Source organism: Candidatus Pelagibacter sp. HIMB1593 (assembly GCF_052047755.1).
Taxonomy (GTDB): Bacteria; Pseudomonadota; Alphaproteobacteria; order Pelagibacterales; family Pelagibacteraceae; genus Pelagibacter.
In genome coordinates, this window is the sequence record NZ_JBNAJK010000001.1 from 849,933 (window position 1) to 872,766 (window position 22,834).

Here is a 22,834-nt window from a genome sequence, read left to right on the forward strand (position 1 = left end):
ATGAATAGTTTAGAGGATCTAGAAAAAAAAATTAATTCTGAGTTAACCACGAAAATTAACAATTCAGAAATAAAACATAATCAAATTTATCTAGAGACAGATAAAGATGATTTTTTAGATGTAATTTTATTTTTAAAAACTAATTTAGATACAAAATTTCGACAGTTAATAGATATTACAGTTGTAGATTATCCTGAAAATAATCAAAGATTTCAATTAGTTTACTTATTTTTAAGTCATGAATTTAATCAAAGACTAATTCTAAAATACTCTATTTCTGAAAATGAAGTTATACCTTCTTTAACAAGCGTTTTTCCTGCAGCAAATTGGATGGAAAGAGAAGTTTTTGATATGTATGGTGTAAATTTCAAAGATCATCCCGACTTAAGAAGAATACTTACAGATTATGGGTTTGAAGGACATCCTTTAAGAAAAGATTTTCCTTTAACTGGTCATTCTGAAGTTAGGTATAGCGAAGATCAAAAAAAAGTTATCAGCGAACCAGTTAAACTAGAGCAAAATTATAGAAATTTTGATTACGAGAGTCCTTGGGAAGGAACAAAATATATTAAAGAAGAAATTGAAAATAATGACAAAAAAAATTAAAAATTTAAATCTAAACTTTGGTCCTCAACATCCAGCAGCTCACGGTGTATTAAGATTAATATTAGAATTAGATGGTGAGGTTGTTGAAAAAGCAGACCCACATATAGGCTTGCTTCACAGAGGTACGGAAAAATTAATTGAAAACAAAACTTACATGCAAGCCGTTCCGTATTTTGATCGTTTGGATTATGTAGCGCCAATGAATCAAGAACATGCCTTTGCCCTTGCTGTAGAAAAAATTCTTAAAATAGATGTACCGATTAGAGCTCAGTATATAAGGGTTATTTTTTGTGAAATTGGAAGAATATTAAGTCATATTCTTAACGTTACTACTCAAGCGCTTGATGTTGGCGCTTTAACTCCATCACTTTGGGGATTTGAAGAGCGAGAAACATTAATGACTTTTTATGAAAGAGCCTCTGGATCAAGATTACACGCTAACTACTTTAGAGCAGGTGGTGTTCACCAAGACTTACCCAAAGGTTTAGAGGAAGATATCTCAAACTTTTGCGACACATTTCCAAAAGTGATTAATGATTTAGAAAGTCTCTTAACAGATAATAGAATTTTTAAACAAAGAAACGTTGATATTGGAATTGTAAGTAAAGAGGATGCTTTAGATTATTCGTTTTCAGGAGTTATGATTAGAGGATCAGGAGTGCCTTGGGATTTAAGAAAGTCACAACCTTATGATTGTTATGAGGATTTAGATTTTAAAATACCAGTTGGAAAAAATGGTGATTGCTACGATAGATATTTATGCAGAATTGAAGAAATGAAAGAGAGTGTTTCTATTATTAAACAATGTTTATCTAAAATGGAAAAAGGTCCAATTAAATCATTAGATGGTAAAATTAGTCCACCATCAAAAAAAGATATTAAACAATCAATGGAAGCGTTAATTCATCATTTTAAATTATTTACAGAGGGTTATAGAGTACCTAAGGACGAAATTTATACAGCTGTTGAAGCACCAAAGGGAGAATTTGGAGTTTATTTAATTTCTGATGGTTCGAGCAAACCTTATAAATGCAAGATTAGAGCACCAGGATTTTCACATTTGCAATCAATGGATTATTTAATTAAAGGACACATGTTAGCAGATGTACCAGCTGTTCTAGGTTCATTAGATATTGTTTTTGGTGAGGTTGATAGATGAGCTTAAGAAAACCAGCAAAAGATCAACCAGAAAGTTTTGAATTTAATGCTTCCTCTTTAGAAGCTGCAAATAATATTGTTGCAAAATATCCAAAAGGAAAACAACAAAGCGCTGTGATGGCCTTACTTTATATTGCTCAAAGACAAAATAATAATTGGATACCATTAGCTGCAATGAAGTATATCGCTAAGTTTTTAGACATGCCTTATATAAAAGTTTATGAGGTGGCTACTTTCTACACAATGTACAATCTATCACCTGTTGGAAAATATTTTGTTCAAGTATGTACCACAACACCATGTATGATTAGAGGTGCAAATAAATTGGTTGAAGCTTGTAAGGAAAAAATTTCTGAAAATGAATGTGAATTATCAAGCGACAAGAGTTGTTCATGGATGGAGGTTGAGTGTCTTGGTGCATGCGTGACTGCTCCTATGATGCAAATAAATGATGATTATTACGAAGATCTTGATAAAGAAAAAACATCTGAGATTTTGGATAAAATTTTAAATGGAGAAACTCCAAAACCAGGTTCATACAGAGGAAGAATTAATAATGAGCCAGAGAACAATAGAAAAACACTAACGGATTTAAAAAATGCTTAAAGATCAAGATAGAATTTTTCAAAATTTATATAACGATAAAGGCTCTGATGTAGCAGCGTCACAATCAAGAGGTGATTGGGTAAACACTAAAGAAATTACTGAAAAAGGAAGAGATTGGATTATTAATGAAATTAAAGAGTCTCAGCTTAGAGGTCGAGGTGGCGCAGGATTTCCTACAGGTTTAAAGTGGTCATTTGCACCAAAAGAAGTTGGATCAAGACCACACTATTTAGTTATTAATGGTGATGAATCTGAACCAGGTACTTGTAAAGATAGAGATATTTTAAGATTTGAACCTCATAAATTAATAGAGGGTTGTCTAATAGCATCATACGCAGTTCAAGCACACGTCTGCTACATATATATTAGAGGAGAATATTTTATTGATGGTCAAAAACTCCAAGCTGCAATAGATGAGGCTTATGAGAAAAAACTATTAGGAAAAAATGCAGCTGGAACTGGGTGGGATTTAGATATTTATATCCATTATGGAGCAGGAGCGTATATTTGTGGTGAAGAAACAGCATTACTTGAAAGTTTAGAGGGTAAAAAAGGTCAACCAAGATTAAAACCACCTTTCCCAGCTTTGATTGGATTATATGGATGCCCAACTATAATTAATAATGTTGAAACGATTGCTGTAGTGCCAACTATTCTAAGAAGAGGAGCGAAATGGTTTGCTTCTTTAGGAAGAGAAAAAAATACAGGTACTAAAATATTCTGTATTTCTGGAAATGTTAATAATCCGTGTAATGTAGAAGAGGAAATGAGTATTCCTTTAAAAGAATTAATAGAAGTTCACGCTGGTGGAGTGATTGGTGGATGGGATAATTTACAAGCTGTAATACCAGGTGGATCTTCTATGCCTCTAATTCCAAAAGATAGATGCGAAACATTAAAGATGGATTTTGATGCGTGTGTCGAAGAAAAAAGTGGATTAGGAACAGCAGGAATAGTGGTTATCAATAAAGATCAAGACATTATTAAATGTATGGCGAGAATTGCTAGATTTTACAAACATGAAAGTTGTGGACAATGTACACCTTGTAGAGAAGGTTCTGGATGGATGTGGCGAATGCTTGAGCGTATGGCAAAAGGCGATGCAACTAAAGATGAAGTTGACATGTTAGGAGATGTAACAACCCAAATCGCTGGTCATACAATTTGTGCGTTTGGAGAAGGTTCTTCATGGCCAGTTCAAGGTTTGTTAAGACATTTTAAAAAAGAAATTCAAGAAAGAAACAATTTGGACCCAATTGTTCAAAAAAAAAATAATATACCTTATTTGGTTGATCAACATTTATTAGATAAAAAAAATGCTTAAATTAAAAGTAAATGACATTGATGTAGAAGTTGAAGAAGGACTAACAGTTCTTCAAGCATGTGAAAAAGCAGGAGTTGAGATACCTAGATTTTGTTATCATGAAAAATTATCTATAGCTGGAAATTGTAGAATGTGTTTGGTGGAAATGGAGAAATCACCGAAACCTATTGCTTCATGCGCAATGCCTGCTGCCGAAGGAATGAACATTAAAACAAACACAAGTTTAGTTGAAAAGGCTAGAAAAGGTGTAATGGAATTTTTACTAGCAAATCACCCTTTAGATTGTCCTGTATGTGACCAAGGTGGTGAGTGTGATCTGCAAGATCAATCAATGTTTTATGGGGTAGACAAATCAAGATTCAAAGAAAATAAAAGAGCAGTTCCTGAAAAAAATATGGGACCATTAATCAAAACTCAAATGACAAGATGTATACATTGTACAAGATGTGTGCGATTTGCTACTGAAGTTGCAGGAGTTCCAGAACTTGGTGCTATAGGCAGAGGTGAAGATATGCAAATTACAACATATCTTGAGCAATCAATGAAATCAGAATTATCTGCCAATGTAGTTGATTTATGTCCTGTAGGAGCCTTGACATCAAAACCTTATGTTTTTGAAGCGAGACCATGGGAATTAAAAAAGACTGAAACAATTGATGTTATGGATGCAATCGGTTCAAATATTAGAGTTGATACATACGATTGGGAAGTAAAAAGAGTTCTCCCAATAATAAATGAAGATATTAATGAAGAATGGATTTCAGATAAAACTAGATATGCGTGTGATGGTTTACTTCATCAAAGATTAGATACTCCATATATTAAATACAACGGTAAATTTGAGAAAGCTTCATGGCAAGAAGTTTATAAAATAATAAAATCTAAATTAGAAAATACATCTAAAGAAAAAGTATCTGGTTTTGTTGGAGATTTAACAAACATGGAAACTGCTTACATTTTTAAAGAATTTTTTGAGCGAACAGTTGAAACTGATAATTATGAGTCAAGATCAGATAATAGATATATTAATATTTCAAAAAGAGAAAATTATTTGTTTAATTCCTCAATTAATGGAATTGAAGATGCTGATTTAATTTTATTATTGGGCGCCAATCCTAGATACGAAGCTACAATTTTAAATGCAAGAATTAGAAAATCTTATCTAAATAATAGTACAAGAATTGTATCATTAAATGATTGTGGAGATCTAACTTATCCTTATGAAAGTTTAGATGGGCAAACTAAAACAATTAAAGAAATTATAGATGACACACATAAACTTTCAAAAGAAATAGAAAGTGCAAAAAAACCAATGATCATAATTGGTGAGTCCTTACTAAGATTAGAAAATGCACAATATCTGTTTAATAATTTAAAAGATTTTTTGAATAAAAAAAACAAGTTCTCAGAATATTGGAATCCTTTGAATGTTTTATCATGTGATGCAGCAACTGTAGGAAATTTTGATTTAGGAGTTTTAAACAATAAAACAAATTTAATAGAAGATTTAAAATCAAATAAATTTGAAATAGTGTTTTTAATAGGTCAGGATAATTTAAATTTTGTTAAAAAAAATGAATTTGTTATTTATCAAGGAAGCCATGGTGACAAAGGGGCAGAGTGTGCAGATATAATTTTGCCTGGCTCAGCTTACACAGAACAAGACGGTTATTATACAAATTTAGAGGGAAAAATTCAAAAAGCATTTAAGGCCTCTTATCCTCCTGGAGATGCAAAAGAAGATTGGCAGATAATAAATGAACTAGCTGAATTCATGAATAATAGAAAATTGTTTAACGATAAAGAAGAGCTATATAGCAGCATGTTAAATTATTTGAAATTGCAAAGTGAAAAACAAACTGAACAAAATAACAACAACTCGAATTATGATTTTAATAATGAAAATTTAAAAATTGAAATTAAAGATTATTATTTTTCTAATGTTGTTGCTAAATCATCAAAAACAATGATTGAGTGCAATAATGCAAAAACGAATTTAAAATCAACAGGCACAGAAGGTTAAGATGGAATATTTTAATATAGTTTTTCAAGAGGTATACAAAATTCTATTTTTGTTAGTTCCAGTTTTGGTTTCTGTAGCTATGATTGTTTGGCTAGATAGAAGAGTTTGGGCTTTTGTTCAAAAAAGACAAGGACCAAATGTGGTGGGACCATTTGGATTACTTCAATCATTGGCTGATGCTTTGAAATATATTTTTAAAGAAATAATTATTCCATCAAGCTCTAACAAAGTAATCTTTATATTAGCACCTATTGTTACTATGACATTAGCTTTGATTGCGTGGGCTGTTATACCATTTAGCGCAACCCAGGTTTTAGCGGATATTAATGTCGGTATACTTTATCTATTTGCTGTTTCATCCCTAGGTGTTTATGGAATAATTATGGGAGGATGGGCTTCAAATTCTAAATATCCTTTTTTAGGTGCAATTAGATCTGCGGCTCAAATGGTATCATATGAAGTTTCAATTGGGGTTATTATTATCAATGTATTGTTGTGCGTAGGCTCATTGAATTTAAATGACATCGTAATTGCTCAACAAAATCTATGGTTTGTAATTCCGTTATTTCCAATGTTTGTAATATTTTTTATCTCTGCTTTAGCTGAAACTAATAGACCACCTTTTGATTTACCTGAAGCTGAAGCAGAATTAGTTGCTGGATACCAGACAGAATATTCAGGAATGATGTATGCAATGTTTTGGTTAGGTGAGTATGCAAACATCTTATTGATGTGTGCTATGGGAGCTATATTATTCTTAGGTGGTTGGTTATCTCCAATAGATATTTATCCATTTACTTTAGTTCCAGGTGCAATTTGGTTAATTTTAAAAATTTTACTTTTATTTTTCTTATTTGCTTTAGTAAAAGCAATTGTACCAAGATATAGATATGACCAATTAATGAGATTAGGTTGGAAAGTATTTCTTCCTTTGTCATTAACTTGGGTTGTTTTAACTGCAAGTTATTTATTTTACTTTAACCTTTTACCAACAAACTAATTATGAATTTATCCAGATTTTTTAAAACTATTTTCATGGTTGATTTTGTAGGCGGTTTGTTCATTGCAATAAAAGAATTGTTTAAACCAAAAAAAACAATCAATTATCCTTTTGAAAAAGGAAAAATAAGCCCAAGATTTAGAGGTGAGCACGCTTTAAGAAGATATCCAAATGGAGAAGAAAGATGTATTGCATGTAAACTTTGTGAAGCTGTATGTCCAGCCCAAGCAATTACAATTGAATCTGCTCAAAGAGAAGATGGCAGTAGAAAAACTACTCGTTATGACATTGATATGATGAAATGCATTTATTGTGGTCTATGTGAAGAAGCTTGTCCTGTTGATGCAATAGTCCAAGGTCCAAATTTTGAATTTTCGACTGAGACAAGAGAAGAATTATATTACACAAAAGAGAAATTATTAGATAACGGTGACAGATGGGAGAATATTCTAGACGCTAATATTAAAGCGGATAGTTCACATAGATAAATGATTGCTCACGCTATTTTCTTCTACACTTTTTCTATAATTGCGGTTGTGTCTGCAATAATGGTTACAGTATCAAAAAATACTGTCCATTCAGTTTTCTTTTTAATATTAGATTTTATCAGTATTTCTTGTCTATTTATTATGATTGGTGCCGAGTTTTTGGGTATGATAATGTTAATTGTTTACGTTGGAGCAGTAGCAGTTTTATTTCTTTTTGTTGTAATGATGCTAAATGTTGCTCAACAAAAAAATCAATGGTTTGCCTCTGCTGCTAGCTCAAAACATATTCCTGTTGGATTAATTATTAGCACAATCATTTTCTTTGAACTAATTATTGTAATTGGTGGATGGAAATACAAACCAGAGATTTTTGATATTAACAATTCATCAAAAGTTTCAGACTTAAGTAACACACACTCATTAGGTCAAATATTATACACTGATTACATACATGTATTTCAAATTAGCGGTATGATTTTGTTAGTTGCGATGGTTGGAGCAATAGTTCTGACTTTTAGACAAAGGTCAAACGTCAAAAGACAAAGTTATTTAAAACAAATTTCTCGTGAAAGAGCTGAAGGAGTAAGTGTTATAGAAGTTGCTTCTAACAAAGGAGTTAAAATAGATGACTGAGATAGGTTTAGGGCACTATTTAACTTTAGGTGCTGTGATTTTTTCAATTGGAGTTATTGGAATTTTTCTTAACAGAAAAAATATTATTGTTATATTGATGAGTATTGAGTTGATTTTATTAGCTGTAAACATCAACTTAGTTGCTTTTTCAATTTTTCTTGGAGATTTAGCTGGTCAAGTATTTACCTTATTTATTTTAACTGTAGCAGCTGCAGAAGCTGCGATTGGTTTAGCTATAATCGTTGTTTACTATAGAAACTCTGGAACTATCAGAGTTGAAGAAATTGATGAGTTGAAAGGATAATAATGGAACTTTCAATTTTATTTCTTCCATTAATAGCATCAATTATTTCAGGCTTTTTTGGACGTTACATTGGTGATAGAAATTCTGAAATAGTAACTAGTGCATTAGTTTCTATATCTGCAATTTTATCAATAATTGTTTTATATCAGGTAATCATTAATCAATATGAAGAAAATATTGTTATAGCAACTTGGATTAATTCAGGTTCACTTGATGTTAATTGGTCAATGTTAATTGATCCTCTATCAGCGGTAATGTTAGTAGTTGTAACTTCTGTATCTGCTTTAGTGCATATTTATTCAATTGGTTACATGTCCCACGATTCACATAAACCAAGATTTATGGCTTACCTGTCATTATTTACATTTGCAATGTTAATGCTTGTAACGTCAGATAATTTTATTCAACTATTTTTTGGTTGGGAGGGAGTTGGACTTTGCTCATATTTTTTAATTGGTTTTTGGTTTAAAAAAGAGAGTGCTAATGCAGCTGCAATCAAAGCTTTTGTTGTTAATAGAGTAGGTGACTTTGGTTTTGCATTAGGTATTTTTTTAGTCTTTTATTTGTTTGGGACTGTCAATTATGATGAAGTTTTCCAGCAAATTCCAACTGTGGTAGATAAAAATTTATCCTTCTTAGGTTTTGAAGTTAAAGCGATAGATTTGGTTTGTTTATTGTTATTTATCGGAGCTATGGGTAAATCAGCTCAAATTTTACTTCATACTTGGTTGCCAGATGCAATGGAAGGACCAACACCAGTTTCTGCTCTAATTCATGCTGCAACAATGGTTACTGCAGGCGTATTTTTAGTTGTTAGATGCTCACCTATTTATGAATTTTCTCCAGTAATTTTAAATTTGATTACTGTAGTTGGAATGACAACAGCTTTTTTTGCTGCAACTGTAGCTTTAGTTCAAACAGATATTAAAAAAATAATTGCTTACTCAACATGTAGCCAACTTGGTTATATGTTTTTTGCAGCTGGTGTAGGCGCTTACAATGTAGCTATGTTTCATTTATTTACGCATGCATTTTTTAAAGCTTTATTATTTTTAGGATCAGGGTCAGTAATTCATGCTTTTAAAGATGAGCAAAATATTAATAACATGGGAGGTGTATGGAGAAAATTACCTTACACTTATGCTTTAATGATTATAGGAACTCTTGCTTTAACAGGTTTTCCTTTCTTATCAGGCTTTTATTCAAAAGATGCAATTATTGAATTTGCATATTTGAAAGGAAATACAACAGGTTATTATGCAGCTGGTATTGGAATAGTTACTGCATTTTTAACGTCAGTTTATTCGTGGAGACTAATATTCAAAACATTTCATGGCGAATATAATAATAAAGAGATTAAAATTGAAGAAACGCACGAGTCACCTTTGGTAATGCTTGTTCCGTTATTTGTGCTTTCTATTGGTGCAATTTTTGCAGGCATGTTATTTAAAGATTTGTTCATTGGACATGGTGGTGAAAATTATTTTTGGTCAGAATCAATCAAATTTTTAGAACCTCTTAGCACAGATCATCCGCCAACATGGTTTTTACTTTTAACACCTAGTTTAGTTATCCTATCAATACCTATTGCTTATTACTTATTTGTTAAGAACAAAGAGTTGCCAAATGAAATAGCTTCAATGAATAAACCTTTATACAATTTCCTTGTCAATAAATGGTACTTTGATGAGTTGTATGAGGTTATTTTTATTAAATCATCGAAAAAACTAGGGACATTTTTATGGAAAGTTTGTGATGGAACTATAATAGATGGATTTGGTCCTGATGGAATTTCTTCTTTTATAAAAAAATGTTCTATTAAAGCAAATAAATTTCAAAGTGGTTTTATCTATCAATATGCTTTTGTAATGTTGTTAGGTTTTTCTGCTTTATTAACCTTCTTGATAGTTAAATAATGAGCTTTCCAATTTTATCATCTTTAATCTTGTTACCTACTATTGGAGCTCTTTTTTTATTTTTTACAAAAGATAAAGATGGAAATAATTCAACAGCTAAATATGTAGCTTTATTTACAAGTATAGTTAATTTTTTAATTTCTATTTATTTGTGGATATCATTTGACCAAAGCATATCTGATTTTCAATTTGTTGAAGACAGAACATGGATTAAAGGATTTATTGATTATAAAGTTGGTGTCGATGGAATTTCTATATTATTTATAATCTTAACAACCTTCATAACTCCACTTTGTATTATTTCAGTTAACAATTCAGTAAAAAATAGATTAAGAGATTTTTTAATTGCAATTTTAATCATGGAAAGTTTCATGATTGGTGTGTTTTGTGCACTTGATTTAGTTGTTTTTTATTTATTTTTTGAGGCTGGATTAATTCCAATGTTTTTAATTATTGGTATTTGGGGTGGTCCAAAACGTGTTTATTCCGCATTTAAATTTTTCCTATATACTTTGCTTGGATCAGTCTTAATGCTGGTTGCGATCATTTCAATATACTGGATATCAGACACAACAGATGTAGTTAAACTTTATGAAATTGGAATTGACGCTAAATACCAAAATTTATTGTGGTTAGCTTTCTTTAGTTCTTTTGCAGTAAAAACACCTATGTGGCCTGTTCACACTTGGTTGCCAGATGCCCATGTTGAAGCTCCTACAGCCGGTTCAGTTTTGTTAGCTGCTATCTTGTTAAAAATGGCAGGATATGGTTTTATTAGATTTTCACTAGGGTTATTTCCTGTGGCTTCTGAAGTATTCACACCTCTTATTTATACTTTAAGTGTTATAGCAATAATTTTTACTTCTTTTATCGCTTTAATGCAGGAAGACATGAAAAAGCTAATTGCATATTCATCTGTAGCACATATGGGTTTTGTAACTTTAGGTATTTTTACTCTTCAACAGCAAGGTATTGAAGGAAGTATAATTCAGATGATTAGTCATGGATTAGTTTCTGCAGCTTTATTTTTGTGTGTTGGTGTTGTTTATGACCGTATGCATTCAAGGATGATAAATTCTTATGGTGGTATTGTTGCCATAATACCAAAGTATTCGATTTTATTTATGTTATTTACATTAGCCGCTTTAGGATTACCCGGAACAAGTGGTTTTATCGGTGAATTTTTAATTTTGATGGGTGCCTTTAAGGATAATTTTTTAGTAGCTGTGTTAGCAAGCTTAGGAGTAATTTTAGGAGCTGCTTATATGCTTTGGTTGTATAAAAGAGTTGTTTTTGGAAAATTAGTTAATGAAGATTTAAAACAAATGTTAGATTTGAATAAATCAGAATATGTAATTTTAACATGCTTAGCTATACCAACTTTATTTTTTGGTTTTTATCCAGATCCTTTGATTAATACAATTGAGGTTTCCGTTTCAAATTTAATAAATATGCATAATATTAATTTAGCGAGTAAATAACATGGAAAATTTAAATTTAATTTTACCTGAAATTTTTATCTCATTATCAATAATGTTTTTGCTTGTATTGGGAGTATTTAAAAAAAATAGTTCAGGCATTACTTTTAACTTGTCTTTATTTGTATTTTTAATCGCCGCTATAATTACTATTAACGAAACTTTCTCTGTGAATAGAGAAACTTTGTTTAATGGCAGTGTTGTAATAGATAAGATGTCTTCATTTATGAAGATCATTACATTATTAGGTGGTTTTCTAGTATTGGTTATTTCTTCTGGTTATTTAAAAATATTTAAAATTTTTAATATTGAATATCCAGTTTTAATTTTGAGTTCTGTACTAGGAATGATGGTTATGATTAGTTCTAATGATCTAATTGTGTTTTATATGGGCCTAGAGTTACAATCATTAGCCTTATATGTTTTAGCAACTTACAACAGAGATCAACTAAAATCATCTGAAGCAGGCTTAAAGTATTTTGTTTTAAGTGCATTATCATCAGGATTATTACTTTATGGATGTTCACTAATTTATGGTTTTTCAGGATCTACAAACTTTGATGTGATTTCCACGCAACTTAATTCAAATGAGTATGTACTGACTTTTGGGATAGTTTTTATTTTAGTAGGTTTAGCATTCAAAATTTCAGCAGTGCCATTCCATATGTGGGCACCAGACGTATACGAAGGATCTCCAACCACAGTAACTTTATTTTTTACAATGGTACCAAAAATCGCTGCGTTAACCGTATTTATTAGATTTTTATATGTTCCATTTTTAAATCTAATCGATCAATGGCAAATGATAATTGTATTTTTATCTATTGCCTCAATGCTATTTGGTGCAATTGCAGCAATTGGACAAACAAATATTAAAAGACTAGTTGCTTATAGCTCTATTGGACACATAGGTTACACATTGGCTGGTCTTGCCACTGCTTCTAATGAAGGAATTCAAAGTTCAATAATTTATATTTCAATTTATGTTGTAATGAATTTGGCTCTTTTTTCTTGTTTGTTAATGCTTAGAAGAAACAATCAATATTACGAAGATATTGATGACTTATCTGGTTTATCAAAAAATCATCCATTATTATCACTTTCTTTACTTGTAATATTATTTTCATTAGCAGGGATACCACCACTAGCAGGATTTTTTGCTAAGTTTTATGTTTTCAAAGCAGTTTTAGAACAATCAATGTATTTTTTAGCTATTGTTGGATTGTTATCTACTGTTGTTGCAGCTTTCTATTACTTAAGAATAATTAAGATTATGTACTTTGATAAAGAAAAAGATAAATATGATTCGGATCATAGTTTATGGTTAAAATTTTCATTAACTTTTTCTACAATATTAATTCTTTTATACTTCATATTTCCAAGCCAATTAATTGAGGTAGTATCAAGAATTAATATTATTTAATGAAATTTAAGAAATTTAATTTTAAAATAATAAAAAGTACTAACGATACAGCTGCAAGAATAATAAAAAAAACTAACTATAAATTTGGTATGGTTGTTGCTGAAAAACAATTTAGTGGTCGAGGTCAGTATGGAAGAAAATGGATTTCATATAAAGGAAATTTATTTGCTTCTTTTTTTCATCCATTTGATGAAAATAGATACTCAATAGAAAGAGTTACAAAGTTAAATTGTAATTTAGTTAAACAAACACTCTCTAAATATATAAAAAATAAAATTAATTTTAAAAAACCAAACGATTTATTAATTAATAAAAAAAAGATTAGTGGGATTTTACAAGAAATTATAACGAAATCAGATAAAAAATTTTTAATTACAGGAATAGGAATTAATGTAATAAAAAATCCAAATATTAAAAATTATCCAGCTACAAATTTATATAGAATAATAGGAAAAAAAATTAATAAATCTGAATTAGAAAAAAATTTGAAACTAGTTTTTGAAAAAAGAATATCAAAAATGTATAAAATAAATTAATTAATATGTATATTTTAGGTGACATAGGAAATACTGACACTAAAATTTTTTTAGTTTCCAAAAGGAATAAAATTTTAAAAAGAATTACTTTTATTTCAAAAAAAATAAATAATAAGCAATTAAAAATTTTATTTAAAAAAAATAAAATTCAAATAAATAAAATTGAAAAAATATTGTTTTGTAGTGTTGTCCCAAACACTTTTAAAATTATAAAAAACTACTTTTCTAAAATCACTAAAGTTAAATGCAATGAAGTAAAAAATTTGAATTTAAAATCAATGATTAAAATTAAAGTTGATTACAAACAGGTAGGTTCTGATAGAATTACAAATGCCATAAGCTTATTGGATAACAAAAATAATTATATAATTTTAGATTTTGGTACTGCTACAACATTTGATGTTTTAATAAAAAATACGTATATGGGAGGAATAATAGCTCCTGGTATTAAGTTGTCTCTTAATACTTTGTCAGACAGAGCTACTTTAATCCCAAAAATTGAGCTTAAACGTATGAAAAAAGTAATAGGCAGCAACACACTTTCTGCTGTTAGATCAGGTTTTTTTTGGGGTTATGCTGGTTTAATTGACAATATGATTAATTTAATTAAGAAAGAAACAAGAAAATCCTTTAAAGTTGTATTGACAGGTGGATTTTCTGATTTATTTACAAGTTCAATAAAATCGAAAGTTAAACATAACCAAGATATTACAATTAAAGGTCTAATAAAGATTTCTGAGCAAATAAAATAATATGAAAGATGAATTGTTATTTTGTCCACTAGGTGGATCTGGTGAGATTGGTATGAACATGAATTTGTTTGGTTACGGTCAACCAAGCGATCATAAATGGATAATGGTAGACATTGGTGTAACTTTTGCTGATGACACTATACCAGGTGTTGATTTAATTTATCCTGATCCTGGATTTATTGTTGAGAGAAAAGATAACTTGCTGGGTATAGTTTTAACTCATGCACATGAGGATCACATTGGAGCAATCGCACATTTATGGCCAAAATTACGATGTAAAATATTTGCTACTCCATTTACAGCAGTTTTGATTAGAGATAAGTTTCGAGAAAAACAAATAGATATTACTAGTGATTTACAAATTGTTGAATTGAATGGAACTGTTTCATTAGATCCATTTGAAATTGAATATATAACTTTAACTCATTCAATTTTAGAACCTAATGGCTTAAGAATAAAAACTCCAGCTGGTGTAATTTTACATACAGGAGATTGGAAAGTAGATCCCAATCCACTTATTGGTGAAAATATAAATGAGAAGAGATTAAAAGAAATTGGTGATGAAGGAGTATTGGCAATGATCTGTGACTCTACTAATGTTTTTAGTGCCGGCAAGTCTGGATCTGAACTTGATGTCAGAAAAAATATGTTAAATGTAATGTCGAGATTAAAAAAGAGAATTATAATTACTTCTTTTGCATCTAATGTAGCAAGAATGGAGACAGCATTTTATTGTGCTGAACAAACAGGAAGACAAATTTCACTAGTTGGAAGATCGATGCATCGTATTTACAAAGCTGCACGTCAATGTGGATATTTAAAAAATACAATTGAACCAATTGACCCTCGTGAAGCTAAAAATTTTTCAAGAGAAAAAATAGTTTATCTTTGTACAGGTAGCCAAGGAGAACCAATGGGAGCCATGATGAGAATTTCTAGTTATGTGCACCCTGATGTTTTCATTGAAAAAGATGATGCTGTAATATTTTCATCAAAAATTATACCTGGAAATGAAAAAAAACTTTATAAATTGCACAACCAACTTGTTAAAGATGGTATAGAAGTGATATCTGAAGAGACTGAATTTGTTCATGTTTCTGGTCATCCAAATAGAGAAGATTTAAAGGAAATGTATCAATGGGTTAAACCTAAATGCGTAATACCTGTACATGGTGAACATAGGCACATGATAGAACACATAAATTTTGCAAAAGAAATGCAAGTTCCATATCCTGTACAAGTAGAAAACGGTGATATAGTTAGGTTATATCCTGGTAATCAGCCTGAAGTTTACGACAAAGCTCCAAGTGGTCGATTATATTTAGATGGCAATGTAAGTGTTGATCCAGACTCACAGTCAATAAAAGATAGAAAAAATTTGAGTGCTAATGGATATCTAGAAGTAACTTTAATGATAACACCTAAGGGAAATATTCACAGCAATCCTGTGCTTTCTTTTCGTGGGTTGCCAGTAGATGATAGAGAAGAATTTGTATATGGGTTAGAAGAAGAAATAGAAAAAACTTCTAGAACTTTTAAAATTGGAAGCAAACAACAAGAGCATAATTTAATTGATGCATTGAAAATTGCCTGCAGAAAATTTTCTAAAGAAAGAACGGGAAAAAAACCTTTCACCAATATTAACTTAGTTAGAATTTAATGAGTGTAACTGGTTTAGCAATTATCTATGTAATTATATGGTGGATAGTTTTTTTTGCTATACTTCCTATTGATGTAAACAGAGCAAAAACAGTAAAAATTGATGGTGAAGATCCAGGATCACCTGAAAACCCAAAAATGTTGAAAAAATTCTTGTATTGCACTGGTATAACAACTGTAATTTTTATCATTATTTATTTATTAATAAAATTTGAATATTTAAATTTAAGAAATATGATTAGTTAAGATGCTTTTATCAAATTCATTTATTCCGATATTAAAAAATAATCCTTCTGAAGCAAAAATTAAATCTCATCAATTAATGTTAAGAGTTGGTATGATAAAGCAAGCTTCTGCAGGAATATACTCATGGTTACCTTTAGGCTTTAAGGTAATGAAAAAAATAGAACAAATTGTTAGAGAAGAGCAAAATAAGATTGGAGCTCAAGAAATATTAATGCCAACAATTCAATCTAGTGAGATATGGAAAGAAAGTGGTCGATATGATGATTACGGTGAGGAGATGCTTAGAATAACTGATCGTCAAAATAGAGAAATGCTTTATGGACCTACCAATGAAGAGCAAGTTACAGAAATTTTTAGATCTTCAATTAAATCTTATAAATTATTACCCCAACTTATGTACCACATACAATGGAAATTTAGAGACGAAATAAGACCTAGATTTGGAATAATGAGGGGAAGAGAGTTTTATATGAAAGATGCTTATTCATTTGATGTATCAGATGAGGAAGCATTTTTTTCTTATAATAAATTTTTTCTTTCATATTTAAAAACTTTTAAAAGATTAGATCTAACCGCAATACCTATGGCTGCTGATACAGGCCCAATTGGAGGAAATTTATCTCATGAATTTATTATCCTAGCAGACACGGGAGAAAGTAAAATTTTTACTGATAAAAGAATTTTTGACTTAAATAGTGATGATACTCAATTAGAAAAATCATCGTTAGAAGAAATGAGAAAAAAATATGAGCAATTTTATGCTGTGACAGATGAAAAGTTTAATAAAGATGAATTTGAAAAAATAGTTTCTAAAGAAAATCAATTAATCACAAAAGGTATTGAGGTAGGCCATATATTTTATTTTGGAGACAAATATTCAAAACCTATGAATGCATCAGTAGATTTACCAGGTGGAAAAAAAGATTTTGTTAAAATGGGTTCTTATGGAATTGGTGTATCAAGGTTAGTTGGGGCAATAATAGAGGCAAAATATGATGAAAAAAATGAAATCATGAAATGGCCATTGTCTGTTGCTCCATATGATATTGCTTTGATACCAATGATAAATAAAAACGATAATTCAGCACTTGTTAAAGCCAATAATATTAACAGTGAGTTATTAAAAAATAATATTGATGCTCTTATTGATGACACTGATGAAAATTTTTCATCCAAAATTAAAAAAATGAATTTAATTGGGGCTCCGTATCAAATTATCATTGGAAAGAAGAGTGAAGGTGATTTATTAGAGTTCAAAGAAACAGGTGGTGAAACTCAAAACTTGCCTTTAAGCAAAATTATAGAAATTATAAATAAACAAAAAAATTCAATTTGATTTCTACTTTAGAAAAAGAAATTACTTTAAGATTTTTAAAAGCTAGAAAAAAGGATGGCTTTTTAAATGTTATTTCAATATTTTCCTTCATCGGAATAAGTCTAGGAGTTGCTGTTCTTATTATTGTTATGTCAGTAATGAATGGCTTTAGAACAGAATTAATTAATAAAATTGTAGGATTTAATTCACATATTACTGTTAAACCTTATTCAAATTCAATAGATGAATATAAAATAAATAATAAACTAAAGTTAATCTCTAAGAATATAATTTTTAGTAATTCAGGAGAGGCAATTATTCTAAAAAACAATAATACTAAAGGAATAGTGTTACGAGGCTATAAACACAATGATCTTTTAAATTTAGAGGTATTAACAAATGAAAAATTTAAAGGCGACTTAAGTCTATTTGATGAAAATTTTATATCAATTGGAAGCGAACTAAGTTTTTCTCTAAATCTTGAAATAGGAGATGAATTGACTTTAATGTCACCATCCGGTGTTCAAACAATAATTGGCAGTATGCCAAAACAAAAAACTTTTATTGTTAATTCAATTTTTAATAGTGGTTTAGCAGAATTTGATAACAATATTGCATTTATAGAACTTAATGTTTTAGAAGAATTCTTTGGATACGATCCCAACGACAGAAATTTAGAAATTTATCTGAAAAATCCAAATAATATTGAAACTCAAAAATTAATAGTGAAACAAGTTTTTGATGATGATTTTGTCTTTAGTTGGGCAGATATGAATAGTTCATTATTTTCAGCTCTAAAAGTTGAACGGAATGTTATGTTTATTATTTTGTCACTAATAATAATTGTTGCTGCATTTAATATTATTTCAGGATTAACTATTTTAGTAAAAAACAAAACGAGGGATATTGCTATCTTAAAATCAATTGGAGTATTAAATAAATCAATAATTAAAATATTTTTTTTAGTTGGAGTAATAATAGGTACTTCTGCAACAATTTTTGGTATTTTTTTAGGTGTAACTTTTTCTATTTATATTGAAAATTTTAGACAATTTTTAAGCTCAGTTTTCAATATAAGTTTATTTCCTGAAGAAATATATTTTTTAAGCAAGATGCCTTCTGAAATCAATCTGACATCAATTATTCTAATTTCAGTTTGCTCAATAATTATAACTATTTTAGTATCAATTTTTCCTGCTTTTAAAGCAGCTAGATTAGATCCAATTAAATCTTTAAAATATGAGTAAGTATTTAGAATTAAAAAGTATATCTAAAAGCTTTGAGACTGAAAAAAAAATTAAAGTCTTAAAAGATTTGTCACAAAATTTTGAAAAAGGTAAAATTTATTCAATCATGGGCCCTTCTGGCTCAGGTAAATCAACTTTGTTAAATTTAATTTCTTTAATAGACAGACCTTCATCAGGTCAAATTATGTTTAATCAAAATCAAATTAATTTTAATGAAACAGAAGAAAATGATATTTTAAGATCCAAAAAAATTGGTATTGTTTATCAACAAAACAACCTTCTTTCTGATTTTACTGCCATCGAAAATATTTATTTAGCATCACTTGCTAACAATAATGATAAAGAATTAGCAATTATAAAGTCTAAAAAATTATTAAAAAAAATTGGTCTTTCAAATAGATCAAATCACTTTCCTTCACAACTTTCAGGCGGTGAGGCTCAAAGAGTAGCTATAGCAAGAGCTATCGTAAATGATCCTGAAATAATCTTGGCAGATGAGCCAACAGGTAGTTTGGATATGAATACAGCAAAAGAAGTTTTTAAACTTTTATATAATCAAAAAAAATCAGATAGATTAATAATATTTGCAACTCACAATAGATTTTTTGCTAATAAGGCAGATTGCCTATTGGAGATGAGAGATGGTATTATAAAATCATCTAATGTCTGAGTCATTAAATCAAAACTTTAATCATTTAAAAGTCCATACACAATATTCTATATGTGAAGGCGCAGCCAAGATTGATGATTTACAAGAATATTGTAAATCAAACAAAATTAAATCTTTAGGAATAAGTGATACTTCTAATTTATGTGGAGCTTTAGAATTTGCAGAAAAAATTTCTAAATCAGGAACACAACCAATTATTGGTACTCAAATTAATTTTAAACTAAATCATACAACTGGATTGTTGCCTTTATTTGCCTTGAATGAAACAGGTTATAAAAACATTATTGAATTGTCCTCGAATTCATATTTAGAAAACGATGAATTAAGTGATCCACATGTAAATTTTGATGAATTATTAAAAAGTTCTGATGGTGTTTCAGTTTTTTCAGGTACAGTTTTAGGTCTTTTTGGAAAATTATTTGATAAAGGAAAATATACAGAAATAAACGAAATTTATTCAAAAATTAAAGAAGTTTTTGGAGATAGGTTTTATTTAGAAATTCAACGTCATAATGATACAAATGAAAATGGGTTTGAAAAATTTAATCTAAAAAAGTCTATAGAATTAGAAATACCAATAATTGCTACTAATGAAGTTTTTTATTTATCAAAAGATATGCATGAAGCACATGATGCTTTGATTTGTATTGGTAACAAAACCTATATTAATGAAAAAAATAGATTAAAATTAAGCGATCAACATTATTTAAAAACTAACTCTGAAATGACAGAGTTATTTGCTGATATACCAGAGGCATTAGAAAACAATTATAACTTTCCTTTAAGATGTAATTTTAGACCATTATTCTCTAATCCTATATTGCCAAACATTAGCACTGATAAAGATGGTAATGCAGATGATCTTTTAACTAAATATTCTTTAGAAGGACTGCGAGATAAATTTTTAAAAGTTTTTAATGTTAAAGATAGCGAACTTGAAAATGATAAAAATTTTCTTCTTTATAAAGAAAGACTAGATCATGAACTTTCAATAATTATTAAAATGAAATATTCGAGTTATTTTTTAATTGTATCTGATTATATTAAATGGGCTAAAGAAAATGATATACCAGTTGGTCCTGGTAGAGGTTCAGGTGCTGGATCATTGGTTGCTTGGTGTATATCAATTACTGATGTTGACCCAATTAAGTTTAATTTAATTTTTGAGAGATTTTTAAATCCAGATCGTATTTCCATGCCTGATTTTGATATAGATTTTTGTGAGGATAAAAGAGACCTTGTTTTTGAATACTTAACAAAAAAATACAAAGATAGTGTAGCTCACATAATTACTTTTGGTAAACTTAAAGCAAGGATGGTGATCAGAGATGTTGGTAGAGTTATGGGATTACCTTATGGGTTTATTGATAGCATTTCAAAAATGATACCTTTTGATCCCTCCAGACCTCAAAATCTAACCCAATGTATAGCTGGAGAGCCAAGATTACAAAAGCTAATTAATGAAGATACTAGAGTAAAAAAATTAACAGAGTTGTCATTAAAATTAGAAGGTCTGAACAGAAATGTTGCTACTCATGCAGCAGGAGTTGTGATTGCTGATAAAAAATTAACAGAAGTAGTTCCTTTATATAAAGATACTTCTGCAGATTTACTTTTACCTTCAACACAATTTGATATGTATTCAGCTGAAAATGCTGGTTTAATTAAATTTGATTTTTTAGGGTTAAAGACATTAACAGTAATAAATAACACTCAAAAATTAGTTAGAAAAAAAGATAAAAAATTTAATATTGAAGAAATAGATTTTGATGATCAGAAAGTTTTTGATCTATTATCATCTGGTAAAACAGTAGGCTTATTTCAAATTGAAAGTGCTGGAATGAGAGAGGCTTTGCTTCATATGAAGCCAAATCATATTGAAGATATTATTGCACTAGTAGCATTATATAGACCAGGCCCAATGAGTAACATACCAACCTATAACGACTGCAAACATGGAAAGCAAAAACCTGATTACTTACACCCATTATTGGAAGATATTTTAAAACCCACATATGGGGTAATTATTTATCAAGAGCAAGTAATGCAGATTGCTCAAAAACTCTCAGGATTTACTGCGGGTCAAGCTGATCTTTTAAGAAGAGCAATGGGTAAAAAGAAGAGAGCAGAACTAGAGAAACAAAAACAAGGTTTTATTGCTGGAGCAGTTAAAAACGGTATTGCTAAAGATGTTGCAGCTGGAATATTTTTAAAAATCGAACCTTTTGCAGAATATGGTTTTAACAAAAGTCATGCTGCAGCTTATGCAATAATTTCTTATCAAACTGCATATTTAAAAACTTATTATCCTAAAGAATTTATTGCTGCATCAATGACTATGGATATTTCTAATCAAAATAAATTAAGTGAGTTTTATGAAGAATTAAAAAGACTTGATGTTGAAACAATTAGACCTGATATTAATGAATGTTTTGCTGATTTTAGAACTATTGATGGAAAATTTTATTATGCCTTAGGTGGAATTAAAGCTGTAGGTTATGAGGCAATTTCTAATATTGTTGAAGAAAGAGAGTTAAATGGAAATTTTAAATCTATTAATGACTTTATAAATAGAATTAATCCCAAAGATATAAATAAATTACAATTAGAGGGATTAGTAAAAGCTGGAGCATTTGACAATTTAAACTCAAATAGACAAGCAATCTTTAACTCAATACCTAATTTAATTTTAAAAAATAAAAATATTTCTGAAAATAAGCTAGCTAATCAAATAGATTTATTTTCTGATAACATTGAAACAGAAGAAGATATTATCGTTAAAATAGAAGATTGGAAATTTGAAGAGCGATTATCTAGAGAATTTGAAGCGGTTGGATTTTTTATATCTGATCACCCATTAAATCAATTTACAGAAATTTTTGAAGACTATAAAATTAATGATTATGCAAAATTTATATCAGATGATAATTCAGAAAATGTTAATGTAGCCGCAACATTACTTAAAGTTCAAGAGAGAAAAACTGCTAAAGGAAATGCGTATGCTGTTTTAAAGTTAACAGATTTAAATAGTGTATTTGAAATATTTATTTTTTCAGATTTGTTAGAATTAAATAGAGAAATCCTAAAAGAAGGTAACTCATTAATTTTAACCTTGGTTAAGAATATTTCTAATGATGAAAATCGTTTTAAAAGAATTAATGTTCAAAAAATAGCTTCTTTAAAAGATTTATTTAATAGTCCAATTAATGAAATATCATTTAATGTTAAATCTATTGAACAAATCCAAGAGATTTCAAAATTCTTAAATCAAGAAGGTAAAACCCAAGTAAAATTTAATCTCTCAACAAAAGATCAAATTTTAAATTTTCAATTAAAAAAACCAATGAATCTTGATAGAAAATCTTTAAATCTTTTAAGAAAACAGCAAATTCAAGCAGAAATTAGCTAAATAAAACTTGTCAATTTTAACAAATGTTTGTAAATAACCAT

The 22,834-nt window shown here is 29.1% G+C and carries 20 protein-coding genes; all 20 read left to right on the plus strand.

Annotation, left to right across the window (positions count from 1 at the left end; translation table 11 throughout):
- From ACTTA0_RS04445 to dnaE, 20 genes are read left to right on the plus strand one after another with little or no spacing between them, the layout of a single operon-like run.
- A complete protein-coding gene (locus ACTTA0_RS04445; RefSeq protein ID WP_440676241.1) occupies positions 1 to 606 on the plus strand; it encodes an NADH-quinone oxidoreductase subunit C in 606 nt (201 codons plus the stop codon).
- The gene (locus ACTTA0_RS04450; RefSeq protein WP_218836792.1) at positions 590 to 1,765 is read left to right on the plus strand and encodes an NADH-quinone oxidoreductase subunit D; all 1,176 of its coding nucleotides are present in this window, start codon (positions 590 to 592) and stop codon (positions 1,763 to 1,765) included. The genes ACTTA0_RS04445 and ACTTA0_RS04450 overlap by 17 nt, the downstream gene beginning before the upstream one ends.
- Positions 1,762 to 2,370 carry an NADH-quinone oxidoreductase subunit NuoE gene (gene nuoE, locus ACTTA0_RS04455; RefSeq protein ID WP_075506638.1) on the plus strand — a complete coding sequence of 203 codons (609 nt, stop codon included), beginning with the start codon at positions 1,762 to 1,764 and terminating at the stop codon, positions 2,368 to 2,370. The genes ACTTA0_RS04450 and nuoE overlap by 4 nt, the downstream gene beginning before the upstream one ends.
- A complete protein-coding gene (gene nuoF, locus ACTTA0_RS04460) occupies positions 2,363 to 3,694 on the plus strand; it encodes an NADH-quinone oxidoreductase subunit NuoF (protein WP_440651301.1) in 1,332 nt (443 codons plus the stop codon). Before nuoE ends, nuoF begins: the two co-directional genes overlap by 8 nt.
- The gene (gene nuoG, locus ACTTA0_RS04465) at positions 3,687 to 5,717 is read left to right on the plus strand and encodes an NADH-quinone oxidoreductase subunit NuoG (protein ID WP_440676242.1); all 2,031 of its coding nucleotides are present in this window, start codon (positions 3,687 to 3,689) and stop codon (positions 5,715 to 5,717) included. The genes nuoF and nuoG overlap by 8 nt, the downstream gene beginning before the upstream one ends.
- A gap of 1 nt (position 5,718) precedes the next feature.
- The gene (gene nuoH / locus ACTTA0_RS04470; RefSeq protein ID WP_440676243.1) at positions 5,719 to 6,717 is read left to right on the plus strand and encodes an NADH-quinone oxidoreductase subunit NuoH; all 999 of its coding nucleotides are present in this window, start codon (positions 5,719 to 5,721) and stop codon (positions 6,715 to 6,717) included.
- A gap of 2 nt (positions 6,718 to 6,719) precedes the next feature.
- Positions 6,720 to 7,205: an NADH-quinone oxidoreductase subunit NuoI gene (nuoI, locus tag ACTTA0_RS04475; protein WP_075506642.1), complete on the plus strand. Its 486-nt coding sequence runs from the start codon at positions 6,720 to 6,722 to the stop codon at positions 7,203 to 7,205.
- Positions 7,206 to 7,838: an NADH-quinone oxidoreductase subunit J gene (locus ACTTA0_RS04480; protein ID WP_440676244.1), complete on the plus strand. Its 633-nt coding sequence runs from the start codon at positions 7,206 to 7,208 to the stop codon at positions 7,836 to 7,838.
- Positions 7,831 to 8,142, plus strand: coding sequence for an NADH-quinone oxidoreductase subunit NuoK (gene nuoK, locus ACTTA0_RS04485; protein ID WP_075506644.1), 312 nt, complete (start codon positions 7,831 to 7,833; stop codon positions 8,140 to 8,142). Before ACTTA0_RS04480 ends, nuoK begins: the two co-directional genes overlap by 8 nt.
- Positions 8,143 to 8,144: 2 nt before the next feature.
- Positions 8,145 to 10,058: an NADH-quinone oxidoreductase subunit L gene (gene nuoL, locus ACTTA0_RS04490; protein WP_440676245.1), complete on the plus strand. Its 1,914-nt coding sequence runs from the start codon at positions 8,145 to 8,147 to the stop codon at positions 10,056 to 10,058.
- Positions 10,058 to 11,539 (plus strand): NADH-quinone oxidoreductase subunit M, encoded by a 1,482-nt coding sequence (locus ACTTA0_RS04495; protein ID WP_440676246.1) that lies wholly within the window; start codon positions 10,058 to 10,060, stop codon positions 11,537 to 11,539. Before nuoL ends, ACTTA0_RS04495 begins: the two co-directional genes overlap by 1 nt.
- Before the next feature lies 1 nt (position 11,540).
- On the plus strand, positions 11,541 to 12,959 hold the full coding sequence (gene nuoN, locus ACTTA0_RS04500) for an NADH-quinone oxidoreductase subunit NuoN (RefSeq protein ID WP_440676247.1): 1,419 nt from the start codon (positions 11,541 to 11,543) through the stop codon (positions 12,957 to 12,959).
- Positions 12,959 to 13,495, plus strand: a complete 537-nt coding sequence (locus ACTTA0_RS04505; RefSeq protein ID WP_440676248.1) for a biotin--[acetyl-CoA-carboxylase] ligase — start codon at positions 12,959 to 12,961, stop codon at positions 13,493 to 13,495. Before nuoN ends, ACTTA0_RS04505 begins: the two co-directional genes overlap by 1 nt.
- 5 nt (positions 13,496 to 13,500) lie before the next feature.
- Positions 13,501 to 14,247, plus strand: coding sequence for a type III pantothenate kinase (locus tag ACTTA0_RS04510; RefSeq protein WP_440676249.1), 747 nt, complete (start codon positions 13,501 to 13,503; stop codon positions 14,245 to 14,247).
- A 1-nt stretch (position 14,248) separates the two neighbouring features.
- Entirely contained in the window at positions 14,249 to 15,907 is a 1,659-nt protein-coding gene (locus ACTTA0_RS04515) for a ribonuclease J (protein ID WP_440676250.1), read from the plus strand.
- On the plus strand, positions 15,907 to 16,152 hold the full coding sequence (locus ACTTA0_RS04520; RefSeq protein WP_075506651.1) for a DUF1467 family protein: 246 nt from the start codon (positions 15,907 to 15,909) through the stop codon (positions 16,150 to 16,152). The genes ACTTA0_RS04515 and ACTTA0_RS04520 overlap by 1 nt, the downstream gene beginning before the upstream one ends.
- 1 nt (position 16,153) lies before the next feature.
- A complete protein-coding gene (gene proS, locus ACTTA0_RS04525) occupies positions 16,154 to 17,488 on the plus strand; it encodes a proline--tRNA ligase (protein WP_440676251.1) in 1,335 nt (444 codons plus the stop codon).
- Positions 17,485 to 18,714 carry a lipoprotein-releasing ABC transporter permease subunit gene (locus ACTTA0_RS04530; RefSeq protein WP_440676252.1) on the plus strand — a complete coding sequence of 410 codons (1,230 nt, stop codon included), beginning with the start codon at positions 17,485 to 17,487 and terminating at the stop codon, positions 18,712 to 18,714. Before proS ends, ACTTA0_RS04530 begins: the two co-directional genes overlap by 4 nt.
- Positions 18,707 to 19,384 carry an ABC transporter ATP-binding protein gene (locus ACTTA0_RS04535; protein WP_440676253.1) on the plus strand — a complete coding sequence of 226 codons (678 nt, stop codon included), beginning with the start codon at positions 18,707 to 18,709 and terminating at the stop codon, positions 19,382 to 19,384. The genes ACTTA0_RS04530 and ACTTA0_RS04535 overlap by 8 nt, the downstream gene beginning before the upstream one ends.
- On the plus strand, positions 19,377 to 22,793 hold the full coding sequence (dnaE, locus tag ACTTA0_RS04540) for a DNA polymerase III subunit alpha (protein ID WP_440676254.1): 3,417 nt from the start codon (positions 19,377 to 19,379) through the stop codon (positions 22,791 to 22,793). Before ACTTA0_RS04535 ends, dnaE begins: the two co-directional genes overlap by 8 nt.
- The last annotated feature ends 41 nt before the right edge of the window (positions 22,794 to 22,834 follow it).

Bases quoted from the DNA above. Each gene is read 5' to 3' on its own strand.
- ACTTA0_RS04450 (WP_218836792.1), top strand. From the start codon at position 590: ATGACAAAAAAAATTAAAAATTTAAATCTAAACTTTGGTCCTCAACAT.
- nuoF (WP_440651301.1), top strand. From the start codon at position 2,363: ATGCTTAAAGATCAAGATAGAATTTTTCAAAATTTATATAACGATAAA.
- nuoK (WP_075506644.1), top strand. From the start codon at position 7,831: ATGACTGAGATAGGTTTAGGGCACTATTTAACTTTAGGTGCTGTGATT.
- nuoH (WP_440676243.1), top strand. From the start codon at position 5,719: ATGGAATATTTTAATATAGTTTTTCAAGAGGTATACAAAATTCTATTT.
- ACTTA0_RS04535 (WP_440676253.1), top strand. From the start codon at position 18,707: ATGAGTAAGTATTTAGAATTAAAAAGTATATCTAAAAGCTTTGAGACT.
- nuoN (WP_440676247.1), top strand. From the start codon at position 11,541: ATGGAAAATTTAAATTTAATTTTACCTGAAATTTTTATCTCATTATCA.
- ACTTA0_RS04495 (WP_440676246.1), top strand. From the start codon at position 10,058: ATGAGCTTTCCAATTTTATCATCTTTAATCTTGTTACCTACTATTGGA.
- ACTTA0_RS04480 (WP_440676244.1), top strand. From the start codon at position 7,206: ATGATTGCTCACGCTATTTTCTTCTACACTTTTTCTATAATTGCGGTT.
- ACTTA0_RS04445 (WP_440676241.1), top strand. From the start codon at position 1: ATGAATAGTTTAGAGGATCTAGAAAAAAAAATTAATTCTGAGTTAACC.
- proS (WP_440676251.1), top strand. From the start codon at position 16,154: ATGCTTTTATCAAATTCATTTATTCCGATATTAAAAAATAATCCTTCT.
- nuoE (WP_075506638.1), top strand. From the start codon at position 1,762: ATGAGCTTAAGAAAACCAGCAAAAGATCAACCAGAAAGTTTTGAATTT.
- dnaE (WP_440676254.1), top strand. From the start codon at position 19,377: ATGTCTGAGTCATTAAATCAAAACTTTAATCATTTAAAAGTCCATACA.
- nuoI (WP_075506642.1), top strand. From the start codon at position 6,720: ATGAATTTATCCAGATTTTTTAAAACTATTTTCATGGTTGATTTTGTA.
- ACTTA0_RS04515 (WP_440676250.1), top strand. From the start codon at position 14,249: ATGAAAGATGAATTGTTATTTTGTCCACTAGGTGGATCTGGTGAGATT.
- nuoL (WP_440676245.1), top strand. From the start codon at position 8,145: ATGGAACTTTCAATTTTATTTCTTCCATTAATAGCATCAATTATTTCA.
- nuoG (WP_440676242.1), top strand. From the start codon at position 3,687: ATGCTTAAATTAAAAGTAAATGACATTGATGTAGAAGTTGAAGAAGGA.
- ACTTA0_RS04505 (WP_440676248.1), top strand. From the start codon at position 12,959: ATGAAATTTAAGAAATTTAATTTTAAAATAATAAAAAGTACTAACGAT.
- ACTTA0_RS04520 (WP_075506651.1), top strand. From the start codon at position 15,907: ATGAGTGTAACTGGTTTAGCAATTATCTATGTAATTATATGGTGGATA.
- ACTTA0_RS04510 (WP_440676249.1), top strand. From the start codon at position 13,501: ATGTATATTTTAGGTGACATAGGAAATACTGACACTAAAATTTTTTTA.